The sequence below is a fragment of the Tepidiphilus olei genome, from assembly GCF_006980705.1.
Classification (GTDB): Bacteria; Pseudomonadota; Gammaproteobacteria; order Burkholderiales; family Rhodocyclaceae; genus Tepidiphilus; species Tepidiphilus olei.
Genome location: NZ_SBHO01000001.1, coordinates 517,168 through 533,977 on the forward strand (window position 1 = coordinate 517,168; position 16,810 = coordinate 533,977).

General features: G+C 66.0%; 16 protein-coding genes. 3 read left to right on the forward strand and 13 right to left on the reverse strand.

Annotated features, from left to right (window positions below):
* Window positions 1-3: 3 nt before the first annotated feature.
* A complete protein-coding gene (gene rnhA, locus EPD80_RS02500) occupies window positions 4-468 on the reverse strand; it encodes a ribonuclease HI (protein WP_142804485.1) in 465 nt (154 codons plus the stop codon).
* Window positions 465-1,190 (reverse strand): class I SAM-dependent methyltransferase, encoded by a 726-nt coding sequence (locus tag EPD80_RS02505; protein ID WP_206673205.1) that lies wholly within the window; start codon window positions 1,188-1,190, stop codon window positions 465-467. The genes rnhA and EPD80_RS02505 overlap by 4 nt, the downstream gene beginning before the upstream one ends.
* Between EPD80_RS02505 and gloB the strand changes: the two genes are divergently transcribed.
* Window positions 1,189-1,965 (forward strand): hydroxyacylglutathione hydrolase, encoded by a 777-nt coding sequence (gloB, locus tag EPD80_RS02510; protein ID WP_142809121.1) that lies wholly within the window; start codon window positions 1,189-1,191, stop codon window positions 1,963-1,965. The genes EPD80_RS02505 and gloB overlap by 2 nt on opposite strands.
* Before the next feature lie 16 nt (window positions 1,966-1,981).
* Here gloB and EPD80_RS02515 read toward each other — a convergent pair whose 3' ends face one another.
* Together EPD80_RS02515 and EPD80_RS02520 are read right to left on the reverse strand one after the other, a co-directional pair.
* Window positions 1,982-3,031: a GGDEF domain-containing response regulator gene (locus EPD80_RS02515; protein WP_142809123.1), complete on the reverse strand. Its 1,050-nt coding sequence runs from the start codon at window positions 3,029-3,031 to the stop codon at window positions 1,982-1,984.
* Window positions 2,994-3,473, reverse strand: a complete 480-nt coding sequence (locus EPD80_RS02520) for an FKBP-type peptidyl-prolyl cis-trans isomerase (RefSeq protein WP_028874187.1) — start codon at window positions 3,471-3,473, stop codon at window positions 2,994-2,996. The genes EPD80_RS02515 and EPD80_RS02520 overlap by 38 nt, the downstream gene beginning before the upstream one ends.
* A 163-nt stretch (window positions 3,474-3,636) precedes the next feature.
* On the opposite strand from EPD80_RS02520, the gene EPD80_RS02525 reads away from it, so the two are divergent.
* Entirely contained in the window at window positions 3,637-5,736 is a 2,100-nt protein-coding gene (locus EPD80_RS02525; protein WP_142809126.1) for a methyl-accepting chemotaxis protein, read from the forward strand.
* A 16-nt stretch (window positions 5,737-5,752) separates the two neighbouring features.
* Here the strand turns inward: EPD80_RS02525 and EPD80_RS02530 are convergent, their stop codons facing one another.
* A complete protein-coding gene (locus EPD80_RS02530) occupies window positions 5,753-7,531 on the reverse strand; it encodes a M61 family metallopeptidase (protein WP_221928782.1) in 1,779 nt (592 codons plus the stop codon).
* A gap of 73 nt (window positions 7,532-7,604) precedes the next feature.
* Between EPD80_RS02530 and EPD80_RS02535 the strand changes: the two genes are divergently transcribed.
* Window positions 7,605-9,644, forward strand: coding sequence for a putative bifunctional diguanylate cyclase/phosphodiesterase (locus tag EPD80_RS02535; RefSeq protein WP_142809128.1), 2,040 nt, complete (start codon window positions 7,605-7,607; stop codon window positions 9,642-9,644).
* On the opposite strand, the gene radA is transcribed toward EPD80_RS02535, so the two are convergent.
* Genes radA through EPD80_RS02575 form a run of 8 tightly spaced genes read right to left on the reverse strand, consistent with a single transcriptional unit; the run spans window position 9,638 to window position 16,806 of the window.
* On the reverse strand, window positions 9,638-11,026 hold the full coding sequence (radA, locus tag EPD80_RS02540; protein ID WP_142809130.1) for a DNA repair protein RadA: 1,389 nt from the start codon (window positions 11,024-11,026) through the stop codon (window positions 9,638-9,640). The genes EPD80_RS02535 and radA overlap by 7 nt on opposite strands.
* Window positions 11,026-11,967 carry a LysR family transcriptional regulator gene (locus EPD80_RS02545; protein ID WP_142809132.1) on the reverse strand — a complete coding sequence of 314 codons (942 nt, stop codon included), beginning with the start codon at window positions 11,965-11,967 and terminating at the stop codon, window positions 11,026-11,028. Before EPD80_RS02545 ends, radA begins: the two co-directional genes overlap by 1 nt.
* 6 nt (window positions 11,968-11,973) lie before the next feature.
* The gene (gene rluB / locus EPD80_RS02550; protein ID WP_142809134.1) at window positions 11,974-12,885 is read right to left on the reverse strand and encodes a 23S rRNA pseudouridine(2605) synthase RluB; all 912 of its coding nucleotides are present in this window, start codon (window positions 12,883-12,885) and stop codon (window positions 11,974-11,976) included.
* On the reverse strand, window positions 12,866-13,447 hold the full coding sequence (scpB, locus tag EPD80_RS02555; protein WP_142809136.1) for an SMC-Scp complex subunit ScpB: 582 nt from the start codon (window positions 13,445-13,447) through the stop codon (window positions 12,866-12,868). Before scpB ends, rluB begins: the two co-directional genes overlap by 20 nt.
* Complete coding sequence (locus EPD80_RS02560) at window positions 13,444-14,280, reverse strand: segregation and condensation protein A (protein WP_142809138.1); 837 nt, start codon at window positions 14,278-14,280, stop codon at window positions 13,444-13,446. The genes scpB and EPD80_RS02560 overlap by 4 nt, the downstream gene beginning before the upstream one ends.
* 2 nt (window positions 14,281-14,282) lie before the next feature.
* The gene (locus EPD80_RS02565) at window positions 14,283-15,485 is read right to left on the reverse strand and encodes a tryptophan--tRNA ligase (protein ID WP_142809140.1); all 1,203 of its coding nucleotides are present in this window, start codon (window positions 15,483-15,485) and stop codon (window positions 14,283-14,285) included.
* A 38-nt stretch (window positions 15,486-15,523) separates the two neighbouring features.
* On the reverse strand, window positions 15,524-16,183 hold the full coding sequence (locus EPD80_RS02570; RefSeq protein WP_142809143.1) for a site-2 protease family protein: 660 nt from the start codon (window positions 16,181-16,183) through the stop codon (window positions 15,524-15,526).
* The gene (locus EPD80_RS02575; protein WP_142809145.1) at window positions 16,180-16,806 is read right to left on the reverse strand and encodes an L-threonylcarbamoyladenylate synthase; all 627 of its coding nucleotides are present in this window, start codon (window positions 16,804-16,806) and stop codon (window positions 16,180-16,182) included. Before EPD80_RS02575 ends, EPD80_RS02570 begins: the two co-directional genes overlap by 4 nt.
* Window positions 16,807-16,810: the final 4 nt, after the last annotated feature.

Sequence of the window (16,810 nt, forward strand, 5' to 3'; positions counted from 1 at the left end):
GGTTCATTTCTCCTGCAGGGCGCCGCGGCGCACTTCGTCGATACCGCGGCGGGCGAGCTCGTCGGCCCGTTCGTTGCCTTCGTCCCCGGCATGCCCGCGCACCCAGTGCCATTCGATGGGAAAACGCGAAGCGAGCGCGTCGAGCTCCTGCCAGAGGTCCTGGTTGGCCACGGGCTTGCCGGCAGCGGTACGCCAGCCGCGGCGTTTCCACTGCGGCAGCCACTCGGTGATGCCTTTTTGCACGTACTGGCTGTCGGTGTAGAGCGCCACCGGAACGGCTCGACGCAACGCCCGCAGTGCCTCGATCACCGCGCGCAGCTCCATGCGGTTGTTGGTGGTGGCGGGTTCGCCCCCCCATAGCTCCTTGCAGTGGCCGTTCCAGCGCAGCACCGCGCCCCAGCCGCCGGGGCCGGGATTGCCGGAACAGGCCCCGTCGGTATGAATCTCCACTTTTTTCTCTGCGCTCACGATCTTCGTTCCAGTCGCGCACGCTCGGCGATGGCCGCGAGCCGCTCGGCACGCTGTTTCTTGCGTTTCTGCCAATCCGGCTGGATGATCCGCATACCGGGCACGCGCTTGACTGCGTCGAGCACGTAGACGCCGCCCAGGAGCGGCCACCAGCGGTCTCCCGCCGCCTCGAAAGCGCGTCGCGCACGAGATGGCGCCCCGTTGCCGGGCGGGGCATAGAGGCCGAAACGCCCTCCGCGAGGCTCGAAACCGAGCACGAGCAGACGGTCCTTGAGACGCGGCACGGTCATGCTGCCCGGCAAGTGCGGCCAGCGCTCGCGGCGCAGGAGCAGCCGCCAAGGATACCAAGGGTTGAACCCAAAGAACAGCGCATGACCTTCCGGCACCAACACGCGCTCGATTTCGCGCAGCAGCGCATGGGGATCGGCGCTGCGATCGAGCGCGAACGGAACCACGACCAGATCGAGGGCGTTCGCTTCGAACGGCAGTTCGTCCCAGGCGGCGCGCACTTCCCCTCCTTCGGGGTCGCAGCGCCAGCGCCAGGGAATGCGGCAGGAAGCGAGCAGATCGCGCTGTGGCAGGCCGAGCTGGATGGCGTAGAATCCAAAGACGTCGGCGACGAAGCGATCGACGACCTCCTCACACCAAGCCCAAACCCGTTCCCCACCCGGCGATTCCAACCAGGCGGAAAAAGCCGGTTCTTGCATTTCAGGAGAAGCCATGACCCAAACGTTCCTCGAACCCATCGCCGCTTTGAGCGACAATTACATTTGGCTGGTGCACGACGGCCGGCACGCCGTGGTGGTCGACCCGAGCGAGGCCGACCCCGTGCGCGCGGCACTCGCCACCCGAAGGCTCGCCTTGGCGGCCATCCTCTTGACGCACCATCACTTCGACCACGTAGGAGGCGTGCCGGCGTTGCATGTCGAGTACGACGTTCCGGTGTTCGGACCAGCGGCCGAAGACATCGGCTGCCTCACGCAGCGGTTGCGCGAAGGCGATACGGTGTCGATTCCTCAACTGGACCTCACACTCGAGGTGTGGGAAATTCCCGGTCATACACGCGGGCACCTCGCCTATGTGGGCGCGGACTTCGTCTTTTGCGGCGACGCCCTCTTTTCCGCCGGCTGCGGCCGCCTGTTCGAGGGAACCCCGGCGCAGATGTACACCTCGCTGCAGCGGCTCGCCGCGCTGCCCGAGTCGACCCGCGTATGCTGCGCCCATGAATATACGCTGGCCAACCTGCGTTTCGCCGCGGCGGTCGAGCCGGAGAATGCCGAACGAGCCGAATATCAGCGTCGTTGCGAGCAAAAACGGGCGGCCGGCGAGCCGACGCTGCCGAGCACGATCGGCCTCGAGCGCGCGATCAACCCTTTCCTCAGGGTACATTTGCCGAGCGTAGCCACGGCGCTCGCGCGGCATTACGGGCATTGCCCCGACGATCCGGTCGAGCGCTTTCGTCTGCTGCGCCAATGGAAGGACGGCTTTCGCGGCTGATGCACGCACTCTCGACTCAACGAGACGCAGGCAAAGAGGACGCCATGGCATCCGCATCGAAGATGACGACTCGGTTCCTGCCTTCTTTTTTCGCCCGATAGAGGGCGGCATCGGCAAAGTCGATGAGGCGGCTCGCCGGCATGGCCGGCAAGGCGGCCGGATGCGCCACGGCTCCGCCCACGGAGATCGTCACGTGTTCCGCCATACCCTGGGCCGGGTGGGAAATGCGCAATTTATCCACGTTCTCACGGATGCGCTCGGCGATGTGGCGCGTACCGGCCAGGTCGGTGTTGGGCAACACCACGGCGAATTCTTCGCCGCCGTAGCGCGCGGCCATGTCTCCCGGACGCTGCAAAGACCCGGCGATGGTGGCGGCGACGATCTTCAGCGTATCATCGCCTGCCAGATGCCCTAAGCTGTCGTTGAACGCCTTGAAATGATCGACGTCGATCATCAAGAGCGCGAGCGGACGCTCTTCACGGCGGCAGCGCGCCCATTCGCGGGCGAGCTTGTCGTCGAAGCCGCGCCGGTTGGCGATACCCGTGAGTCCATCGAGATTGGTGAGCCGGCGCAGTTTCTGGTTGGCTTCGTCGAGCCGACGGGTGAGCAGAAGAAGGTTCTGCTGAGCGTGCGCCAGGCGCAGCATCGCCCGCAGTTTGGCCGCCAGCACCACGAACGAGACCGGCTTGGTGAGATAGTCGTCGCCGCCCGCCTCGATTCCCGATTCGATCGCCCGGTCGTCGCTGCGGGCGGTGAGGAAGATGATGGGGGTCCACTCGCCGGGGCGCTCGGACTGGCGGATGCGCCGGGCCACTTCGATGCCATCGATACCGGGCAGGATCACGTCGAGCAGCACGACGTCGGGATCGTGGCGAAAAAACGCTTCCAGCCCCTCTTCGCCGCTGTGCGCCAGCAAGGGGATACAGCCCATCTTCTCCAGATGGCGCGCGAGTACCGCGGCGCTGGTGACCGTATCCTCGATCACCAGAACCTTGCGCTCGCCGCCGAAGGATTTGTCGACGGGTACCTCAGTGGGCGTGTCCGCCGGCTCCGTGTGGGTGTCCATGAGCGATCTCTTCGGGCGTGGCGGGACGCACATCGGCAACTTCGAGGTCGAAGACCAGCGCCATGCCCGCGAGCGGATGGTTGCCGTCGACCACCACCTTCCCTTCGGCGATGTCGGTGATGCGATAGAGAATGTCGTCCTCACCGTCTTCGCCCACGCGCTCGAAGGCCATGCCCACCTCGATGTTCTCGGGGAAGAGGCTGATGTCCTCGACGAAGACGAGCTCTTCGTCATACTCGCCGAACGCCTCTTCGGGCTGCAGCTTGAGGCGCAGGGTATCGCCCACTTTCTTGCCCTGCAGCGTTTCCTCAATCTTGGGGAAAATGCCGTCGTAGCCGCCGTGCAGATAGACCAGGGGCTCCTTGCCGTCGTCGATCAATTCGCCGTCGCTGTCGCGCACCGTGTAGCGCAGCGTGACCACCGTGTTTTTTGCCACTTCCATGGAACGAACTCCGTACAATCAAAGTAAGATGACACCGCCCGAGGACGCCCCCGTCCGATGCCAAGCCATTGTAGCAGCATGATCGCCGGCGCGGCAGGAGGTTCCTAAAGTTTTTATTGCGCCTGCCGTAATTACGAAAATCCACCAACCCGAGAGTCCGACCATGCGGATCAACGAACCCGTGACGCAACAGGAATACCCCGTGCGCGACGACGTGGTGATCGTCTCGCACACCGACAAGGAAGGCGTCATCAAATATGTGAATGACGACTTCTGCGAATACGCCGGGATGACGCGCGAGGAGCTCATCGGCCAGCCGCACAACGTCATCCGCCACCCCGACGTGCCGCCCGAAGTATTCCGCGATATGTGGGCGACCATTCAGAGCGGCCGCCCCTGGCAGGGCGTAGTCAAGAACCGGCGCAAGAACGGCGATCACTACTGGGTCAAGGCCACGGTGGCGCCGCTGCCCGACGGCTCGGGCTACATGAGCATCCGGCTCAAGGCTGCGCCGGAAGAAATCGCCGCCGCGCAGGCGCTCTACGCCCGCATGAACGCCGATCCCTCCCTGCGGTTCGAGCGCGGGCAGCTGCGCCCGCCGGCGCCGGTGCGCTTCCTGCGCCGCATCACCCTCAAGGCCCGTCTCTGGACCACGGTGGCCGTAGCGATGCTGCTCTTCACCGGCATGGGGTATACCGCCGTGCAGACCCTGCAAAGCGAGATCAGCATGATGGGCTCCATCTACCAGGACCGGGTGCTACCGCTTGCCGACCTAGCCACGGTGAAGCAGCTCATCGAGCGCAAGGGCTCGATGCTCTACCGCGCGTTTGGCGAAGCGGCCACCCAGTACGGCAGCGGCGAGTATTACCGCGAAGAGTGGCAGGAAATGGATCGCGCCGCCACCGAGATCGATCGGCGCATCGCCTCCTACCTCAAAAAAACCGACGATCCGGAAGAACGGGCGCTGTTCGAAAAATTCGAACAGCATCGCCGTGCCTATCATGAACTGCTGAAGACGGCGCGCGATGCGCTGGAGCGGGCACCCGAGCGCGACACGGTGCTGGCCATCGCCGGGGGTTATCTCACGGCGATGGAAGAGCGCGGCCGGGAGGTTCATGCCACGCTCGACGAACTCATCGCCTTCCAGCGCGCCCGCACCGATGCCGGGTTGCAGCACGCCGTCGCCGAAGCCCGTAGTACCGAATACGCCTTGCTCGGGCTGGGCGCAAGCGGCTTCGTCCTGCTCGCCATCCTGGCTGCCTGGGCCGGGCGGCGCATCGAGCGCGGCATGGGGAACATGCTTACCATGGCCCGCTCGATCGCCCGGCTCGATCTGCGCACCGACGTCGACGACCCGCAGCGTGACGAGATCGGCGATCTGCTCGATGCGCTCAAGATCATGCGGGCGCGTTTCTATGAGGTGGTGATCACCTTGAGCCAGGTCGGGCACAAGCTCGAGGAGGCGGTACAGGACGAGACCCGGCGCGCGCTGCAGACGTCGGACGCCGCCTCGCAGCAGGCGGATGCGGCGCAGCGCATGGCGGGCAGCATCGAAGAGCTCTCCACGAGCATGGACGAGGTGGCGGCCAACGCCGAACGCTCAGCCCAGCAGGTGGCCGAGGGGGTCGCGCGCAACCGTGCCGCTGCCGCCCGGGTGCGCGCGAGCGCCGAGAAAACCGAGCGGCTCGCCGACGAACTGGGCGCCATCGCCGGCGAGGTACAGTCGCTCACCCAAGCGATGCAGTCGGTGCGTTCGGTGGTCGCGGTCATCCGCGACATCGCCGAGCAGACGAATCTCTTGGCGCTCAACGCCGCCATCGAGGCGGCGCGCGCCGGCGAACAGGGCCGCGGCTTTGCCGTGGTGGCCGACGAAGTGCGCAAGCTCGCCGAGCGCACGGCCAAATCCACCGTCGAGATCGGCGAGATGATCAGTCAGGTGGAAGAAAAAGTGGGAACGACGGTGGCCCACATGGCCGAAGGTCAGCGTACCGTGGGCGAGACCGTGGAATCGGCTCGCGAAGCCGCGCAGGAAATCGCCCTCGTCGAACGAAACATGGATCAGATCGGGGCGCAGGCGCTGGCGATTCGCGACAGCGTCCAGGAGCAGGCCGCCGTGACGCGACATGAGGCGGAAGAAGTGAGCCACATCGCCGAAATGGCGGAAGCCCTCGCCAAGTTGGCGCAGCAGGGACGGGAGCTCGCGCGCGACCTCGATACCATGACGCAAGCCATGGCGCAGATGCTACGTCAGTTCCGCACCTGAGGTCGGCGCGAACGATTTACTGCTGCGCGGCGGGATGCAGCCAGGAAGTCAGGCGCTCCCGCTGTTGCACCGTGGCACGCGGCATGCGGCGCAGCTCCACCCGCTCGAGCGCCGGCGGCGCGAGTTCGAGGCTCGTCTGAAAGAGCCGTCCTTCGCGAAAGGCGTGCACGGCGATTCGTGCCCCCGCGCCGCGGCGGCGCAGCACGCTCTCCCACTGCGCGGAATTCGCCTTGAATCCCTCGACTGCGATGAGCTCGTCGCGCGGCGCGATGCCAGCGCGCTCGGCCGACCCGCCCCGGCGCACCGTCGCCACGCGCATCGAATCGCGCTCGAAGCGCAACCCTGCATCGGGCAAAGTGGCCATCACCTCCCGCCACTGCACGCCAAAACGGCGCAGCAACGCTGCCAAGGGCGGATCCTCCGTGCACTGGACCATTCTTTCCAACCAGCGTGCGAGCCGCGCCCCGGCCATCTCATGGAGCACGGCAAAGGGCGTATTTTCTTCCAGCCCCTTGCCGCTGCGGCCATGGCGTTCCCACAGGAGGCGCACGAGCGCATCGAGCGATGCTCCGCGTTCGCGCAGCTGCAGGTCGAGCGCCAAGGCCAGCAACGCCCCTTTGGCATAGTAGCTCACGTTGGCGTTGGCGCTGTTCTCGTCGGGGCGATAGAACTTGATCCAGGCATCGAACGAGGCGTCCGCCAGGCTCTGCCGCAGACGCCCCGGGGTGGTCAGCACCTGCGTGGCCGTTTTCGCCACGAGCGCGAGGTAACGGTCCGCGTCGATCACCCCGGCACGAACCAGCAGCAGATCGTCGTAGTAGGACGTCCAGCCTTCGAAGAGCCACAACAGGCGCGTGTAGTTTTCGCTGAAGAGATCGTAGGGTAAAAGGCCGGCAGGCTTGAGGCGCTTCACCACCCAGGCGTGGAAATATTCGTGGCTGAAGAGCCCCAGCAAGCGAACGTACTCGTCCGACGGCGCCCCCATCCCCGGCCAGGGCAGATCGCGCCGCGCCGCCAGGAGCGCCGAACTCTCGCCGTGCTCCAGACCCCCATAGCCCTCGTCGGTAAGCGTCAGGAGGAAGAGATAGCGGCGAAAAGGGATGTCGCCAAACAGCGCCTGGGTGGTGCTGCAGATCGCCGTCAGGTCGGCGGCAAGGCGTTGCCGGTCGACGGGCTCGAGCTGCCCGGTGAACGCCAACGTATGCGGCACGCCTCCGGCACTGAATTCGACGAACTCGAGCGGCCCCATCGCCACCGGTGCGTCGATGAGCGCGTCGTAATCGGGCGCACGATAGTCCCCGAAGCTCCACGGGGCCGTCCCCTCGGCACGATCCAAGGCCGTGGCCACGCGCCAGCCGGCACAGCGGGAATCGGAGGGTGGGACGAGCCGGACCCGATGTTCCTCGCGGATTCGACCTTCGACGCGCAAAAAGAGACTCGTGCCATTGAAAAACCCCCGGTTCGTGTCGAGCCAGGCTTCGCGCACCGAGGCGTCGAACGCCCACACGCGGTAGCGGCAGCGCACCGCGCGAGCGCCGCGCGGCGGCAGCACACGCCAGGAGCACTTGTCGATTTTGGTGACGGCAAGCGGCCGTCTCGCGCCATCGCTCAATACCGCTTCGGCGGTCAACTCGAGCACGTGGCGGGCGAACTCGCGGATCAGATAGGAACCGGGAATCCATACCGGCAAGCGCAGCAGGAGCGCTTCCTCACCGGCAAGGGGAACATCCATTTCGACCCGAAATTCATGGGCGGCGGGATCGTCGCAGTAAACCGTATATTCTATTGACATCATCGTTCTCCTCGCCCTGGCAGCCAAGCCACGGCAAGGGTCCTATAATGCCTCAAAATTCCCCGTGTGCTGCCCTATGACCGAATCGCTCGCCCTCGTCCTGTGCCCCTCGCCGTCCGAACGAGACACGCTCCTCGCCGTGCTCGAATCCCTGGGCTACGAAACTCTGGTAGCGGAAACGCCCGAAGGAGCCATCGCGCACTTCGAACGGCGCCATCCCGACCTCGCGGTGCTCGAACACGGCGAAGGACTTCCCGCGCTGTTGCGGGAGCTGCGCCGCCGGCGCCGGCACGAGGTCGAATTCTTCGTGCTGGCGCCCACGGAAGAAGACGCCATCCGCGCACTGGAAGCTGGGGCGAGCGAGGTTGCACTCGCGCCCCTGCATCCGGTCTTGCTGCGCCATCGCCTCCAGCGTCTGCATGCCGAACGCCTGCTGCAGCGCAATTTCCACGGTCTTCAGCAACTATGCACCACGGCTTCGCGCATCGCCGGCATCCTCGGCTGGGGCTGGCGGCCCGACGAAGACCGCTTCCATTGGCCCGACGAAGCCCATCAGTGGTGGCGTGGCGAGCCTCCGCCCAACCGTGCGGCATTGCTTGCACGGGTCCACGACGAAGACCGTTTACGCGTGGAAACGACGCTCGAGCACCTGCGCCTCCTCGGCCGGCAGGCAGAGGTGGAATTTCGCCTCGATGAAGAACCGCCCCGCTTCGTGCGGCTGGTTGCCGAACCCTGTGAAGAAGAGGCTTCCCTCATCCTCGGCGTGCTGGTCGACGTCACTCTCGCACGTCGTTTCGAAGCCACGCTCGAGCGTCTGACGCACTACGACGAGCTCACCGGCATTCCCAACCGGGCGCATTTCCTGCGCGCGGCGCGGGACATGATCCGTCAGGCCACCCCTGAAAGGCCTCAGCTTCTCCTGTGCCTCGACGTCGCTGGGCTCGCGAACATCAACGATGCCTTCGGTGACCGGGCAGGAGACGAACTCCTACGCACTCTGGCGCAGCGTCTCGCCCAATGGGCAGCACGTCATGGCGGGGTGGCGAGCCGTTTCGGCAGCGACGAATTCGTCGCCCTCGTGAGCCTCGGTTCGGAGAGCCGTGAAGCAGAGCCGATCGAAGAGCTGCTTGCCACCTTGCACAATCCGGTCGGCGTACTCACGACAGGCGGGGAACGACAGGAGCTCCATCCCCGTGTCACCCTGGGAGGCGCCTGGATTCCGGCTGCCGGCACCGACGTCGAAGCCCTGCTGCGGCTCGCCCGTCACCAGCAACGCCAAGCCAAGGAGCGCGGACGGCGTTACTTCCTCACGAGCGACGCGGAATCCGGCGAAACCCCGCTCCTGCAGCTCGAATCCGATCTGCACCAGGCGATCGCACGCCAGGAATTCTTCGTCCTCTATCAGCCGCAGCGTGCACTGGAAACGCAGCGACTCGTCGGAACGGAAGCCCTGCTGCGTTGGCGCCATCCGGAGCGCGGCGTGCTGCCGCCCATCCAGTTCATTCCGCTACTGGAAGAAACGGGGCTGATCGTGGAAGCAGGCCGCTGGATCATCGACGAGGCATCGGCCCGGCTCGCCGCCTGGAACGACGCGGGGCTTCCCCTTCGCCTTGCGGTAAACCTTTCTCCGCGCCAGATTCTGGACGACGGGCTGGTCGATCACATCGCCGACTGCCTGCAGCGCCACCGCCTGCTCCCGCAGCGGCTCGAATTCGAGATCACCGAAACGCTGGCCATCCGCGACCCCGAACGCGCCCGCGCCATGATCGCCGCCATCCGCTCGCTCGGCTGCCCCGTGGCACTCGACGACTTCGGCGTAGGCTACGCCTCGCTCGAATACATGCTGCAATTCCCCTTCGACGCGATCAAACTCGACATGTCCTTCGTCCATCGCCTGGTGGAGACCCCGGTCGATCGCGCCATCGTGCGCGGCGTCGTCACCATGGCCGACGCTTTGGACAAGCGCGTGATCGCCGAAGGCGTGGAGACGGCGCGCCAGGCCGATTACCTGCACGCGCTCGGAGTAGACGAAATCCAGGGCTGGCACGTGGGCAAACCCATGCCACCCGCCGATCTGATCGGGGAACTACGCAAAGAGCGGCAGCGCACTCAATGACGCAGCTGCGCAAGCGCTGCCTCGATGCGATCGACACCGATCACCTCCAGCCCCGGGATGGGCTGCTTGGGGACGTTGGCCCGCGGCACGATCGCCTGGGTGAATCCCAGCTTGGCCGCTTCGCGCAAGCGCTCCTGCCCGCGCGGCGCCGGCCGGATTTCGCCCGCGAGCCCTACTTCGCCGAAAACCGCCAGACGCAGCGGCAAGGCCCGGTTCCTGAGCGAAGAGACGATGGCGAGCGCCATCGCCAAGTCGGAAGCCGGTTCGGTGATGCGCACTCCGCCCACGGCATTGACGAACACGTCCTGGTCGACACACGACACGCCGGCATGGCGGTGCAGCACGGCGAGCAGCATCGCCAGACGGTTGGGCTCCAGCCCCACCGTCAGGCGCCGCGGCGTGGGGCTCGCCGAGCCATCGACGAGCGCTTGAATCTCCACGAGCAACGGCCTCGTACCTTCGAGCGTGACGAGGATGGCGCTGCCGGGCACATCCGCCCGGTGCTCGGAGAGAAAGATCGCCGAGGGATTGCTCACCGCCTTGAGCCCCCGGTCGGTCATGGCGAACACGCCCAGTTCGTTCGCTGCGCCGAAGCGGTTCTTCACCGCGCGCACCAAGCGAAAGCTCGAATGCGCGTCCCCTTCGAAATAAAGCACGGTATCGACGATGTGCTCGAGAACCCGTGGCCCGGCCAGGCTCCCTTCCTTGGTGACGTGCCCCACGAGCAGCACCGCCGTGCCGCTTCCCTTGGCGTGGCGGGTGAGCTGTGCCGCGCACTCACGCACCTGCGCCACCGACCCGGGCGCGGAGGTGAGCGCCTCGGTGTACATCGTCTGGATGGAATCGATCACCATCACGCGCGGCGTGAGCACCTGCGCCGCGGCAAGCACCCGCTCGAGCTGGATCTCGGGCAGCAGCGGCAGCGGCAAGCCCGCCAGCCCCAGGCGCTCGGCCCGCAACGCCACCTGCTCGGCCGATTCTTCTCCCGTGACATAGAGCACGGGGCCGGCGCCGGCAGCTTCCAAGCGGGCGAGCGCCTGCAGCAGCAAGGTGGACTTGCCGATACCGGGGTCGCCGCCCAGCAGGACCACCGCCCCGGGCACGATGCCGCCGCCGAGCACACGATCGAACTCGTCGATGCCCGTGGCTTGGCGCTGGAGGGGGCGGCGCTCGATGCGATCGAGCGTGACCAAGCCCGAGCCCGCGTCGGCCGCGAGCGCCGCCGGGCGTTGGATGGCCCGATGCAGGGTCGGCCCCGAGTCATTCGTCTCGCGTGTTTCCTCCAGCGTGTTCCACGCCTGACATTGACTGCACTGCCCCTGCCAGCGGGGAAAACGCGCGCCGCACTCGCGGCAGACGAAAACCGTGCGTGCCTTGGCCATCAGCGTCCGAAGAAGAATTCGGCCGAAGGCAGCTGCCGTTCCATGGTCTGGATACGCTCCCGGGCGAAATCGGCGAAGGTCATGATGAGTCGCGAGCGAAAACGATCCTTGGGCAGGATCAACTCGAAGGGCGTATATTGCGGCGGATCGAGCGGTGCGGCCGCCAATTGCCCCGTACGCAGCTCTTCGAGCAAGGCCGCGCGGGAAGCGATGGCGACGCCGATGCCAGCGGCGGCGAGATGTTTCACCCCCTGCAGCGTTCCGATCTCAGCGGCGATTTCCAACGCTTCGGGAGCGATCCCCGATGCTTCGAAAAACGCTTCGGCGATCTCGCGAATGCCGTTGCCTGGGTCGCGCTGGATGAACGGATGCTTCGCGAGCTGCTCGGCGCGCACGGGCTTGCCTTTTCCCTTGGCTAGCGGATGGTTCGGAGCGAAGATTGCCCATAGTTCGTCCCGGCTAATTTCCTCCTGCTCCAAACCGGGCTCCTTGGTGGCGATCTCGATGAATCCCAGATCGAGCTCGCGCTCGAGCACCCGTTGCTGCGTAAGCTGCGAAGTGCCCACCACCAGCCGCGGAATCACGCGCGGGTGGGCTCGCTTGAATTCCTCGATCACGCGCGGCATCCACCAGGTCGCCAGCGTGGTCGACGCGCCGACGGAGAGTAGCCCCGAGAGCTCGCTCGTGAGTTCGGCCACGCGCGTCTCGAGTTCCTCATCGAGCGAGAGCATCTTTTCGGCATAGGCGAAGACGATCTCGCCGGCTGGAGTGAGCTTCAGCTTGCCGTGGCCACGCTCGAGCAGCCGAGTGTTGAAATGCTCCTCCAGCTGCTTGATCTGGAACGTGACGGCGGGTTGCGTCATGAAGAGCCGCTCCGCCGCCTTGGTGAAGGATCCCGCCTTGACGACGGTATAAAAGACCTGTAGTCGGCGATCAGCCATCGATGGTCACCTCTTCGAACGATGAGTAGTGGAGGGGCGCGGTGTGGTGCGCGGACGTGGGATCTTTCCTGCACGGGGGTTCGTTCGCTTCGTCTCGGAGGGGGTCAGCCCGAAAGTCTGCACCACCGACTCCGGCGGCAGTTCCATCCACATGCCGCGCTTGAGCCGTGGCGGCAGCGCCACGGGACCATAGCGCACGCGAATGAGACGGCTCACCGTAAAGCCCAACGCCTCGAACATGCGCCGCACTTCGCGGTTGCGTCCCTCCTTGATGATGACGTGGTACCAATGGTTGGTCCCCTCGCCGCCCGCATCGACGAGGGCTTCGAAACGCGCCGGGCCGTCTTCCAGGGTGATGCCGCCGGTGAGCTCCTCGACCTGCTGCGGCGTGAGCTCGCCGATGATGCGCACGGCGTACTCCCGCTCCAGCTCGTAGCGCGGATGCATCAGGCGGTTGGCGAGCTCACCGTCGTCGGTGAAGATGAGCAGGCCCGAGGTGTTGAAGTCGAGCCGCCCCACCGCGATCCAGCGCCCCTTGCGCAGCGCCGGCAAGCGATCGAACACGGAGGGGCGCCCCTCCGGATCTTCGCGCGAGACGATCTCCCCTTCGGGTTTGTGATAAAGCAGCACGCGGGGGATTTCGCGCCCTGGCCGCCAGGCGAGGAGCTTGCCATCGACCTTGATCCGATCGCCCGGCCCTACCCGATCGCCCAATTGCGCCGGTCGATCGTTGATCGCCACCCGCCCCTGCGCGATCCACTCCTCGATGGTGCGGCGCGAGGCGAGTCCCATGCGCGCGAGTACCTTCTGCACCCGTTCGCGCGGTGCCTCGGTCGAGGCGGCCGGCGCCGGAGCGTCCTTGTGCGCACGGGTGCGCCGCGGCGCAGCGCGAGGCGTTTCAACTTCCTTGGTCTTCATCTTCATCCTTGTCATGCACTCCCTGCAGGGGTTCGAGCATCGCTTCGAGCTCGGCGAGCGGGGGCAGTTCCGTCACGTGGCGCAAACCCAGATCGTCGAGGAAGCGCTGCGTGGTGGCATAGAGCGCCGGCCGCCCTGGGCCGTCGCGATGCCCCACGACTTCGATCCAGCCTCGTCCCTCCAGCGTGCGCAGCACCTGCGTCGACACCGTCACGCCGCGGATCGCCTCGATGTCGCCGCGCGTGACCGGCTGGCGGTAGGCGATCACGGCCAAGGTCTCCCACACCGCCCGGCTGTAGGTGGGCGCGCGCTGAGCCCTTAGCCGGTCGAGCCAGGGCTGGATTTCGGAGCGCGTACGAAAACGCCAGCCGCTCGCCGTGCAGACCAGCTCCACCGCTTTGCCGCTCCACTCCTGCTGCAAGTCGGCGAGCACCGAAGCGAGGATGTCCGCTCCCGGATCGGGTTCGAAGAGCCGGCGCAGGACGTCCAGCGTCAGCGGCTCGTCGGCCGCGAGCAGCGCCGCCTCGACGATGCGCTTGGTCGAAAAGGGGCCCGTCGTCATGGTTCGAGCGCCAGGGGTTCGGTTTCCGGTGCCGCTTCGGCCGAGCGCACCCAAAGAGGCGCGAAGGGCTCGCGCTGTTCCAGGTGCAAGGCCCTTTCCTTGCACAGCTCGAGCACGGCCACGAAGGTGACGGCCACGCCCAGCCTCCCCTGCTCCGGTTCGATCAGCGTGGAGAACGCGAGCGCTCCCGCGGCATGATGCAGCCGGCGCAGCACGCGGCTCATGGCCTCGCGCACCGAGACCGCCTCGGCGGCGACTTCGTGCCGGCGCTCGAGCCGCAGGCGCTGCAGGATTCCCGTCCACGCCTCGATGAGCCGATCCAGACTCGCCTCCGGCTGCGGCCGCTGCGGCGTATGGCCCCACTCGATCGGCCCGGCCCAGAGAAAATCCCGTCCCGCCCGCGGATGCTCGCCCAAGAGGTGCGCCGCGCGTTTGATGCGTTCGTATTCGAGCAGGCGGCGCATGAGCTCGGCCCGTGGATCGTCGCCCTCGTCTTCCTGGAGCACCGAAGGGGCTCGTGGCAGCAGCGAGCGCGATTTGATCTCGAGGAGCGTAGCCGCCATCAAGAGGTAGTCGGCCGCCAGATCGAGGTCGAAGCGGCGCATCGCCTCCACGTAGGCGAGATACTGCTCGGTGAGCCGCGCCACCGGGATGTCGCGCACGTCGAGCCGGTTCTTCTGGATGAGATACCACAAGAGGTCGAACGGCCCCTCGAAGGTTTCGAGGAAGACCCGCAGCGCCTCCGGCGGAATGAAGAGATCTTCCGGCACGGCGGTGAGCGGCTCGCCGTAGACACGCGCGATCGGCGCCTCGGTGGCCAGAATTTCATCCATGCTCACGTGTAATCCAGGCCCATCGCTTCGCGCACGTCGCGCAGGGTCGCCTGAGCGAGCTTGCGCGCCTGCTCGCAGCCGTCGGCGACGACGTTACGCACGAGACCGGGGTTCTCCACATAGGGCTGAGCCCGCTCGCGCATCTCTGCCTGCTCCTCGAGGATGGCCTCGAGCACGGGCTGCTTGCATTCCAGGCAGCCGATCTTGGCGCTACGGCAGCCCTCCTGCACCCACTGGTGCACCTCGGCGTCGGTATAGATCTTGTGGAACTGCCATACCGGGCAGCGTGCCGGATCGCCGGGATCGGTGCGGCGCACCCGCGCCGGATCGGTCTGCATGGTGCGCACCTTGCGCGTGATCGATTCGGGGTCTTCACGCAGATAGATCGTATTGCCATAGCTCTTCGACATCTTCTGCCCGTCGAGGCCGGGCATGCGGGAGGCCTCGGTGAGCAGCACTTGGGGTTCCACCAGGATGTGCTTGCTATAGCCCTCGAGATAACCATAGAGCCGCTCACGGTCGCCCAGGGACAAACTCTGCGCTTCCTCGAGGAGGGCGCGGGCCTGTGCGAGCGCCTCGGTGTCGCCCTCCTGCTGGAAACGGGTACGCAACTCGAGGTAGAGCCGGGCGCGCTTGCTGCCGAGTTTCTTCACCGCCTCTTTGGCGTTTTCCTCGAAATTGGGCTCGCGACCGTAGAAATGGTTGAAGCGGCGTGCCACTTCGCGCGTGAATTCCACGTGCGGGATCTGGTCCTCGCCCACCGGCACGAGATTGGCGCGATAGATGAGGATGTCGGCCGCCTGCAGCAAGGGATAGCCGAGGAATCCATAGGTGGTGAGATCCTTGTGCGAGAGCTTTTCGAGCTGATCCTTGTAGGTCGGTACCCGCTCGAGCCAGCCGAGCGGCGTGATCATGGAAAGCAGCAGATGCAGCTCGGCATGCTCGAGCACCCGGGACTGGATGAAGAGCGTGGCCTGGTTCGGGTCGATGCCCGCTGCCAGCCAGTCGATGAGCATCTCCCAGGTGGCCTGCGAGATCACGTCGGGCTGGTCGTAGGCCGTGGTGAGCGCATGCCAGTCGGCCACGAAGAAAAGGCAAGGATATTCATACTGCAGGCGGGCCCAATTTTTCAGCACGCCGTGATAATGCCCCAGATGGAGGCGCCCGGTGGGACGCATTCCCGAAAGGACCCTTTCAGCATACATGGTTTTTTCGCCTTTACGGTTCGTAGGATTCGAAGGTGCTAAAAGCCGATCGTCGCGAGAATTGTGCTGCGTACCGCGACGAACATCGGCCACAGGATGGAGGAGCCCACCCCGCTGATCATGGCCACCAGCAGGATCGCGATGCCGTACGGCTCCAGCCGCGACAAGGCCCAGGCCGGACGCGGCGGCAATACGCTCACGAGCATGCGACCGCCGTCGAGCGGCGGCAGCGGCAGGAGGTTCAATACCATGAGGGCGACGTTGATCGAGATGCCGGCATCGGCCATGCGCGCGAGCGGCACTGCCCAGAAGGGAGGCAGGAACGTGAGCGAGAGCTTGAAGAGCAAGGCCCATCCGAGGGCCATCGCCAAATTGATGCCGGGCCCTGCGCCCGCCACCCAGAACATGTCGCGCTTGGGATGACGCAAGCGGGAGGGATCGACCGGCACCGGTTTCGCCCAACCGAAGAGCAGCGCTCCGGCGCCGGTGAGCAGCGACAGCAGGAGAATGCCCAGCGGCACGAGGAGGGTGCCCACCGGGTCGACGTGACGCAGTGGATTGAGCGAGATGCGCCCGGCACGCTCGGCGGTGGGATCGCCAAAAGCTCGGGCGACGTAGCCGTGCGCCGCCTCGTGCAAGGTGATCGCCAGCAGCACCGGCAGCGCCCAGAGCGCGAGATCGGCGAGAAAGGCATTCATTCGGCGATAAATGGGGTGGGATCGCCCGCCCCGACGCGCACGATGTGCGGCGCTTCGCCCGTGAGATCGACCACGGTGGTGAGCTCGCGGCAGGTTTCGCCCGTGTCGACGATCACGTCGACCAGCTTGCCGATGCGTTCGGACACCGTCTCGGCATCGGGCAAAGGCTCCGCCTCGCCGGGCAGGATCAAACTGGTGCTCAGGAGCGGCTCGCCCAGCGCCTCCAGGATCGCCTGCACCACGCGGTGCTGCGGCACGCGAAGCCCGATGGTGCGCCGTTTGGGGTGAAGGATGCGCCGGGGCAGATCGTGCGTCCCCTCGAGGATGAAGACGTAGGGGCCGGGGGTGTTGGCCTTCAGCAGGCGAAAGACGCGGTTATCCACCCGGGCATAGTTGCCCAGCTCGGAGAGGTCGCGGCACAGCAAGGTAAACGGCTGCGACTCGTCCATGTCGCGAATACGGCGGATGCGCCGGATCGCCTCGACGTCCCCCAGATGACAGGTGAGGGCATAGCTCGAGTCGGTGGGCATGGCCACGACCGCGCCTTGCCGCAATTGACGCGCGACGAGGTCGACGAGTCGGCGTTGAGGATCGACCGGATGAATGGAAAGGATTTGCGCCATAATC

What these genes read in the sequence shown, in the direction of transcription:
- gloB (WP_142809121.1), top strand. Translation starts at nt 1,189, where the DNA reads ATGACCCAAACGTTCCTCGAACCCATCGCCGCTTTGAGCGACAATTAC.
- EPD80_RS02505 (WP_206673205.1), bottom strand. Translation starts at nt 1,190, where the DNA reads ATGGCTTCTCCTGAAATGCAAGAACCGGCTTTTTCCGCCTGGTTGGAA.
- EPD80_RS02515 (WP_142809123.1), bottom strand. Translation starts at nt 3,031, where the DNA reads ATGGACACCCACACGGAGCCGGCGGACACGCCCACTGAGGTACCCGTC.
- EPD80_RS02520 (WP_028874187.1), bottom strand. Translation starts at nt 3,473, where the DNA reads ATGGAAGTGGCAAAAAACACGGTGGTCACGCTGCGCTACACGGTGCGC.
- EPD80_RS02525 (WP_142809126.1), top strand. Translation starts at nt 3,637, where the DNA reads ATGCGGATCAACGAACCCGTGACGCAACAGGAATACCCCGTGCGCGAC.
- EPD80_RS02530 (WP_221928782.1), bottom strand. Translation starts at nt 7,531, where the DNA reads ATGATGTCAATAGAATATACGGTTTACTGCGACGATCCCGCCGCCCAT.
- EPD80_RS02535 (WP_142809128.1), top strand. Translation starts at nt 7,605, where the DNA reads ATGACCGAATCGCTCGCCCTCGTCCTGTGCCCCTCGCCGTCCGAACGA.
- radA (WP_142809130.1), bottom strand. Translation starts at nt 11,026, where the DNA reads ATGGCCAAGGCACGCACGGTTTTCGTCTGCCGCGAGTGCGGCGCGCGT.
- EPD80_RS02545 (WP_142809132.1), bottom strand. Translation starts at nt 11,967, where the DNA reads ATGGCTGATCGCCGACTACAGGTCTTTTATACCGTCGTCAAGGCGGGA.
- rluB (WP_142809134.1), bottom strand. Translation starts at nt 12,885, where the DNA reads ATGAAGACCAAGGAAGTTGAAACGCCTCGCGCTGCGCCGCGGCGCACC.
- scpB (WP_142809136.1), bottom strand. Translation starts at nt 13,447, where the DNA reads ATGACGACGGGCCCCTTTTCGACCAAGCGCATCGTCGAGGCGGCGCTG.
- EPD80_RS02560 (WP_142809138.1), bottom strand. Translation starts at nt 14,280, where the DNA reads ATGGATGAAATTCTGGCCACCGAGGCGCCGATCGCGCGTGTCTACGGC.
- EPD80_RS02565 (WP_142809140.1), bottom strand. Translation starts at nt 15,485, where the DNA reads ATGTATGCTGAAAGGGTCCTTTCGGGAATGCGTCCCACCGGGCGCCTC.
- EPD80_RS02570 (WP_142809143.1), bottom strand. Translation starts at nt 16,183, where the DNA reads ATGAATGCCTTTCTCGCCGATCTCGCGCTCTGGGCGCTGCCGGTGCTG.
- EPD80_RS02575 (WP_142809145.1), bottom strand. Translation starts at nt 16,806, where the DNA reads ATGGCGCAAATCCTTTCCATTCATCCGGTCGATCCTCAACGCCGACTC.